Below are 317 nucleotides of genomic sequence, written 5' to 3'. Positions count from 1 at the left end.
GCACAAAAGGTGGCTGGCGTTGGTGTTCCAGCATTTGGTAATGTGTTAATTACAATGCTAACCGTTATATCTACATCGTCGCAACTGCCTACAGCATCTACGTTGAATGTAAAATTATACGTTGCAGGTGATAAACCTGATAAATCTACCGTATTTCCAGTTAATACACCAGTAGCATTATCATCATTCCATATTCCTGTTTGATCTTCATCCTCTAATAAATCGAATAAATCGTAGCTTGCTGGTGCGGCGCCTTCACAGAATTCTTCTGGTGCATTTGCTGTACCGGATTCTGGAGCTTCAACTACAGATATAGA

General features: G+C 40.4%; 1 protein-coding gene. It reads right to left on the bottom strand.

Going from position 1 to position 317, the window contains the following annotated elements:
* On the bottom strand, positions 1 to 317 hold a 317-nt coding region (locus tag PW52_RS17615; protein ID WP_044634177.1), incomplete at both ends, for a hypothetical protein.

Source organism: Neotamlana sedimentorum (assembly GCF_000943565.1).
Lineage (GTDB): Bacteria > Bacteroidota > Bacteroidia > Flavobacteriales > Flavobacteriaceae > Neotamlana > Neotamlana sedimentorum.
This window is presented reverse-complemented; position numbering and strand designations above follow the sequence as displayed.